The organism is Candidatus Binatia bacterium (genome assembly GCA_036382395.1).
Classification (GTDB): domain Bacteria; phylum Desulfobacterota; class Binatia; order HRBIN30; family HRBIN30; genus JAGDMS01.
Genome location: DASVHW010000077.1, coordinates 1 through 6,696 on the forward strand (window position 1 = coordinate 1; position 6,696 = coordinate 6,696).

Consider the following 6,696-nt stretch of genomic DNA (forward strand, 5'->3'; position numbering starts at 1 on the left):
TACTTCATCTCGCACAAGCTCTATCCCAACGTCGATTTCTACTCCGGCATCATCTATCAGGCGATGGGGTTCCCGATGGACATGTTCCCGGTCCTGTTTGCCATCGGACGCACGCCAGGCTGGATTGCTCAGTGGGAGGAGATGTTGCTCGACAAAGAGCAGCGCATCGCGCGGCCGCGTCAGATCTTCGTTGGGGCGCCACGACGGGATTATGTCCCGCTGGCACACCGGCCCGAGCAACGAGCGAACGGCCCGGATGGAACGCCAACGTATGCGGCGCAGGTCGCGATGTCGTAGCGGCAGCCGCGTCGGCTGCGCGCCCGGGCTCAGAAGCTCAGGCTGCGCTTGCGAGCCCGCAGACCGCGGCGACTGCCCTTGTTCTTGAAGGGCTTGCCGCCACCCAGGCCTTGGCCGCCGAAATCGGACCAGGTATCAGGGGGCGCTGACGGGAAGTTGCCTCGAAACTCCGGACGGCCACCGCTGGGTGGCGAGAAGCGCGGACCGTCGGTGCGCCGCGGCCGATCTTCTGCCGTGTTGACCCGCAGCTTACGGCCATCGATCTCCTGGCCGTCGAACTGCTTGATCGCCTCCGCAGCTTCCGTCTCGTTCGAAAACTCGACGAACGCGAAACCGCGCGAGCGCCCGGTTTCCCTGTCGGTGCCGATGTGAACGTTTTTCACCTGCCCCGCGGCTGACAGGGCTTCAGAGAGTTGCTGCTCCGTGGTGCGGAAATTGAGGTTGCCGACAAATACCTTAGTCGAAATGGCTGACTCCTTTGCGTGGTAGGGAATGTTGAATCCTAACTGTACCTTTGCCTAAGAGGTGCATAGCATTTCCTGGATGGGTGCACCATAGGCACCGATCATATTCTCAGTGGACACTTTTCCCCTTCCCGCCTCCGCTCCCTGAAGCACACGCGATCCCATTGCCAGCGGCTTCGCCAGCATCCCAGGTTGATCTCCCGGCCCTTCTGTTGCTATGTCGTCGCCGTCCGAGAGGGTTCGCATCCGCAAAACGCGGGAAGGTACCGATATGAAACCGCTCGCCGTTGGTCTGCTCACTGCGCTTTTCCTTGGATGCTCACCTACGCCGCCGCCAACCGTATTGCCCAGCGCCACCCCGACCGGCACACCGGCGCCGTCGCCCACAGCTTCCCCCTCGATCGATCCGCTGCTGGTGACGACGGATAAAGGCCAAGTGCGCGGGGTGAAGAGAAGTGGAGCGCGCCAGTTTCTAGGCATCCCCTACGCCGCTCCGCCTGTGGGAGGCCTGCGTTGGCGACCCCCCGTGCCGCCTGCGGCGTGGAGCGGCATCCGTGCCGCGACGCTAGCGGGTAGCGTCTGCCCGCAGACCATTCCGATCGTCGACATGCACGCCGGAGGCGAAAACTGCCTGTTCATCAACGTCGAGACGCCCGATCCCCCACCACAGACGCCGGCACCCGTCATGGTGTGGATACACGGCGGAGGCTTCACCTCGGGGGACGGCCTGCAATACAATGGCACTAACGGCAGCGTCATCGCCAAGCTGACCGGTGTGGTCGTCGTCAGCTTCAACTACCGTCTCGGTCCCCTCGGGTTTCTGGCGCACCCGCTGCTCACTGCCGAGGATCCGACGCATCCATCGTCAGGGAACTACGGCATCGAAGACCAGATTGCCGCGCTGAAATGGGTGCGGGACAACATCGCCGCCTTTGGTGGCGATCCCGGGAACGTCACCATCTTCGGTGAGTCGGCTGGTGGCATGAGCGTGTGTTTACACCTCGCCTCCCAATTGAGCGCGGGCCTCTTCCATCGCGCCATTATCGAGAGCGGCCCCTGCACGCCGCCATTTTCCAGCTTGGCCGCCGCGGAGGCGCAGGGTGATCTCTTTGCATCGAAGCTAGGATGCGACGGCAGCGGTGACGTGCTCGCGTGCCTGCGCTCGAAGTCGCAGCAGGATGTGATGAACGCCCTCCCACCTGACCCGAGTTTTGTGTTCACCCCGGGGACATGGGGCTCGTGGGCACCGACCCTTGACCAGTATGTCCTCGACCGCCAGGTCGGAGACCGCCTTGCGGACGGAACATTCAACCACACGCCCGTCCTGGTGGGTGCCAACAAAGACGAAGGGACGCTGTTCGTCGCGATGGCCCAAGGCTTCTCCAGCACACCGCTCACCGCCGACCAATACCCGGAGCGGCTGAAGTCCCTGCTGGGCAGCGACGCCCTGGTCACGCAGGTGATGACACAGTATCCCCTCGCCGCTTATCCGGACCCGGGCGCGGCGCTGGCGGCGGCGTTCGGCGACGCGTTCCTCGCCTGCCCCACGATCCGAGCGGGGCAACTGGCGTCGCCGTACGTGCCGGCATACATCTACCAGTTCGAGTATCCCGACGCGCAATTTGCGGTACACCCGCCTTTCGATCTGGGCGCCTTCCACTCAGCCGAGGTCCAGTTCGTGTTCCAGCAGCCGCCGGCACCTGGTTTGTCGCTGACGAATGAGCAGATCCAGCTCTCCAACCAGATCATGGGGTACTGGACCCGCTTTGCCGCCACCGGCGACCCCAACGGCGCCGCAGCTCCGGCGTGGCCTCGGTTCAGCGCGTCACAGGAGTATCTCGGGCTCGACCGAACGATCGCCACCAGTCAGGGACCGAAGGCCGCCGCCTGCGCCTTCTGGAATGGGCTCGACTACCTCAGGCCACCGCTGACAGTTGGAGGCGGTCCGTGAAGCGTCGCGCCGGGACGCCCGACCCGCACACCGCCCTGCAATCTCCGTCAATTCGCCACCGCGTCCTCGCGCAGTTGATGCGCCGGTGTGAAGTAGGAACGGGCTCGCAACGTGGTGAGCACGAAGGCCGTGATCGCGGTCGAGAACGCGATCATGTACATGATCAACACCTGATACTTGATGGCGACCAGCGGTGAGTTGCCCCCGAGAATCTGGCCGGTCATCATGCCCGGCAGCGACACCACGCCGACCACCATCATCGAGTTGATGATAGGAATCATCGCCGCCTTCATCGCGCTGCGCAGCGGTGCCGCCGCGGCTTGACGGCTCGTCGCCCCCAGCGCCAGCAACGCCTCCACCTGATCACGCCCGCCGCGCAGATCGCTGTCCAGACGCTCGACCGCCAGCGTCGCGCTGTTCAGACTGTTGCCGATCACCATGCCCATCAGTGGGATCAAGTAGTACGGGTTGTACCAGGGCTTGATGCGGAGGATGACTTCGGTGGCCAGAACCATCGTCAGTCCGCAGCCGGTGCTCAACGACGCCAGCACCAAGAAGCGCAGGCTGTTCGTCGGCCGCCGCTGCCGCGCCGCAACCGTCCACGCGGCGATGCCGAGCATGCACAGCAGGATGACGACGATGAGCACGGGACTGTCGGTGGAAAATACGAATCCGAGGACGTACCCGATGCTGAGGAGCTGTACGAAAGTGCGTATGGCCGCAACCGTCAGGTCTCGCTCCAGCCCGAGGCCGCGGGCCGCCGACAGCCCGATCGCCGCCAACACCAGCCCGGCGGCGGATGCCAGCTGGAACCACGACGGATCGATGAGCTGCGTGCTCACGAGGCCTCCCCCGAAAGGGTGCGGTCCAGGTAACTGCGGCCCTGCGCGGTTGTCGGCGCCACGAAGAACTGTGCCGCCTCGGCCTGTTCCACGACTCTGCCGCCGACCAGCAGGATCACCCGCCCACCGAAGGCGCGGGCCAGCTCCGGCTGATGACTGACCATGATCACCGTCAGCTGGCTCCCATGACTGAGCTGCGCGATCGATTCGATCAGCCGGCGAGCCGCGGTGGGATCAAGTGGAGCCGTTGGTTCGTCGAGCAGCAATACCTCCGGCCGCGTCATCAACGCCCGCGCAATGCAGACGCGTTGTTTCTCCCCGGTCGAGAGCGCCGTCGCATCGCGTGTGAGCCCGATGCCGTTCAGTCCGGCCAGTTCCAGCAGGCGCGACAGTTCGGTGGTGGCGACGGAGTTGTCCTGGTGCTGCAGTCGCAACGCGGTGCACAGATTATCTTGCACGCTTCCGGAAAAGATGATCGGCACTTGGAACACCATCGCCACACGGCGCCGCAGGGTAATGGCAGACAGATGCTGGTACGGCGTGTCGTGGAACCAGAGTGTTCCAGCGGTGGGATCCTCCAACCGATTGAGCAGGCGGAGCAAGGTCGTCTTGCCGGCACCGGATGGTCCCAGGATGGAATACTTGCCACCGGATTCGAATCCCAGCGTCACATCGGTCAGCACCGGGCGTCCCTGCTTGATCGCACAGACGCGGTCGAGGCGGATCTCCGGCTGCGACACTGCCGACATGGTGAAACCTATCGACTCTCGACTCGCGACTGTCAACCGCCGGCCAACGTGATATGGAGCACGCCGTGTCAGAGCCCATCGTTCGTCTGAAGCCGCGCAAGGAGCGGCCGGTACTTCTCGGTCACCCGTGGATCTTCTCTGGTGCGATCGCTGACCTGGATCCCAGCTTGGAGCCAGGGCAGGCGGTGGTACTCCAGGACGCCGCCGGCGGGTTTTTGGGACGCGGTTACGTCAACCCGCGCTGTCCCATCACGATCCGTCTGCTCACGCGGGTGGACGAGCCGATCGACGCGCAGTTGATCCGGCGACGTGTTGCGGCAGCCCATGAGCTCCGCCGCACCGTGCTGCCACCCGAGACTGATGCCTACCGCCTGATCAACGGTGAGGGCGACTTCCTCCCGGGCGTCATCGCCGATGTGTACGCTTCGACCATCGTGCTGCAGTGCCTGACGGCAGGAGCTGCCAGGCTCAAGCCGCTGGTGATCGAAGCGCTGGAAACCACACTGGCGCCCAGCGGTATCTACGAACGCAGCACGGGCAATGTGCGGCGCGAAGAGGGATTGGAGCCCGCCGAAGGCGTCGTTGCGGGCGACGTGCCGGCAGAACCGGTGCTGATGCGGGAAGATGGCCTGTCCTTTCTGGTCGACCTGCACACGGGCCAGAAAACCGGCTTCTTCCTTGATCAGCGCGACAACCGCATGCTGGCACGGCAGCTGGCGGACGGCCGCGCCGTGCTCAACGCCTTTGCATATACCGGCGCCTTTGCGGTCCACGCTGCTGCCGGCGGCGCCTGGCAGGTAACGTCGGTTGAAAGCTCGCCACGGGCTTTGGACTTGGCGCGCCGCAATTGGTCGCTCAACGCCTTCGACGCTGCCGCGGGCGAGTTCATCGAAACCGACATCTTCCGTTACCTGCGCGAGGCCGACCGCACTTTCGACCTGCTGATCCTCGACCCACCGGCGCTCGTGAAGCGCAGGCAGGAGCTGGAACGCGGCGCGCGCGCGTACAAGGACCTCCATCTCTGGGCCTTCCGCCGCGCCGCGGCGGGCGCCCATGTGATGACCTTCAGCTGCTCGCAGCATGTGCCGCCAGAGCTGTTCTGGAAGATCGTCCACGGCGCGGCGGTGGACGCTCGACGCGATGTCCAAGTGCTGCGGCACCTCGGAGCCGGCGCCGATCACCCGGTGAACCTGGCGCATCCGGAAGGGGAGTACCTCAAAGGCTTGCTGTTGCGCGTGTGGTGAAGTGTACTAGACATCGAGTAAACATTTAGAGTATATGACGGCCATGGCTGGCTCACGTCCTATCAGTCAATGGCCGCAGAGTGATCGACCGCGAGAGAAACTTCTGACGCGGGGACCCGGCGTCCTGTCGGACGCGGAGCTGTTGGCCATCCTGCTGCGCACCGGGGTGAAAGGGGCCAGTGCGGTCGACCACGGCCGTGCCATCATGGAGGAGTTCGGCAACTTCCGCCAACTGGCGTCCGCCGGCGTCGGTGACCTGCGCAAGATCAAAGGGCTGGGGCCGGCGAAGGCGGCGCAGGTGCTGGCGGCGTTGGAGATCGCCAAGCGCTACGGCGAGCAGGAGTTCAAACCCGGTGAGGCCCTGCGGGGCAGCAGCGATGTCTACGCTCACTTCCGCGAACGCTTGGCCAGCGAGACGCGCGAGCACTTCTACGCCGTGCTGCTCGACAACAAGCATCGCAAGATCAAGGACATCTCGGTCTCACACGGGTCGCTCACGGCCAGCATCGTGCATCCGCGCGATGTCTTCGCGCCGGTGGTGCGCGAGGCGGCGGCGGCCGTCATCTTCGTGCACAACCATCCCAGCGGCGACCCGACCCCGAGCAAGGAAGACATCGAGATCACGCGGCGGCTGCGCGAGGTCGGTGACCTGATGGGCGTCCGCGTCCTCGATCACATCGTCATCGGCAAGGGCCGTTACGTCAGCTTCGTGGATGATGGATACTGGTGAGATAATAAAGGGTCCACGGGTTCAAGGGTTCAAGGGAAGTGCCAGCAGGAATGCACGGACGGCTTCGACAAAACCGGCGGGATTGTCGCCCATGACCGAGTGGCCCGCGCCCGGCACGACAGCCAGTCGGCTGTTGGGAATGGCGGCCTGGAGCTTCTCGGCGCTCTCGCCTGAGAGGATGTCGCTCTCGCCGCCTTTAATGATCAGGGTGGGACAGTGGATGGCGTGGACGTCGTCCCACAGGTTGAGCAGCGCGCTAGCGTGGAAGCCGCGCTCGGAGGAACGCAGGGCCTTGTCGTATTTCCACGTCCATTTGCCGTTCGGCAGCTGCTTCAGGTTGTGGGAGAGGCGGCTGCGGATGTTGTCGAGGGAGCGGCGCGGATTGAACTGGTGGGCGCGCGCGACGAACTCCTCAAAAC

At 64.5% G+C, this 6,696-nt stretch carries 8 protein-coding genes; 4 read left to right on the top strand and 4 right to left on the bottom strand.

Annotated features, from left to right (window positions below; all coding sequences use genetic code 11):
- A partial coding sequence (locus VF515_04040; GenBank protein HEX7406805.1) for a citrate/2-methylcitrate synthase occupies positions 1 to 297 on the top strand: 297 nt, incomplete at its 5' end.
- Positions 298 to 326: 29 nt separating this feature from the next.
- Here the strand turns inward: VF515_04040 and VF515_04045 are convergent.
- Positions 327 to 791: an RNA-binding protein gene (locus VF515_04045; protein ID HEX7406806.1), complete on the bottom strand. Its 465-nt coding sequence runs from the start codon at positions 789 to 791 to the stop codon at positions 327 to 329.
- Between the two features lie 241 nt (positions 792 to 1,032).
- On the opposite strand from VF515_04045, the gene VF515_04050 reads away from it, so the two are divergent.
- Positions 1,033 to 2,712, top strand: a complete 1,680-nt coding sequence (locus VF515_04050) for a carboxylesterase/lipase family protein (protein ID HEX7406807.1) — start codon at positions 1,033 to 1,035, stop codon at positions 2,710 to 2,712.
- A 47-nt stretch (positions 2,713 to 2,759) separates the two neighbouring features.
- Here the strand turns inward: VF515_04050 and fetB are convergent, their stop codons facing one another.
- Together fetB and VF515_04060 are read right to left on the bottom strand one after the other, a co-directional pair.
- A complete protein-coding gene (gene fetB / locus VF515_04055; GenBank protein ID HEX7406808.1) occupies positions 2,760 to 3,554 on the bottom strand; it encodes an iron export ABC transporter permease subunit FetB in 795 nt (264 codons plus the stop codon).
- Positions 3,551 to 4,303, bottom strand: coding sequence for an ATP-binding cassette domain-containing protein (locus tag VF515_04060; protein HEX7406809.1), 753 nt, complete (start codon positions 4,301 to 4,303; stop codon positions 3,551 to 3,553). Before VF515_04060 ends, fetB begins: the two co-directional genes overlap by 4 nt.
- Positions 4,304 to 4,368: 65 nt before the next feature.
- Here VF515_04060 and VF515_04065 point away from each other — a divergent pair, with 65 nt between their 5' ends.
- Together VF515_04065 and radC are read left to right on the top strand one after the other, a co-directional pair.
- Positions 4,369 to 5,547 carry a class I SAM-dependent rRNA methyltransferase gene (locus VF515_04065; GenBank protein ID HEX7406810.1) on the top strand — a complete coding sequence of 393 codons (1,179 nt, stop codon included), beginning with the start codon at positions 4,369 to 4,371 and terminating at the stop codon, positions 5,545 to 5,547.
- Between the two features lie 43 nt (positions 5,548 to 5,590).
- Positions 5,591 to 6,277, top strand: a complete 687-nt coding sequence (gene radC / locus VF515_04070; GenBank protein HEX7406811.1) for a DNA repair protein RadC — start codon at positions 5,591 to 5,593, stop codon at positions 6,275 to 6,277.
- A 21-nt stretch (positions 6,278 to 6,298) separates the two neighbouring features.
- Here the strand turns inward: radC and VF515_04075 are convergent.
- Positions 6,299 to 6,696, bottom strand: a 398-nt coding sequence (locus VF515_04075; GenBank protein HEX7406812.1) for an alpha/beta hydrolase, incomplete at its 5' end; no start/stop codon positions are given.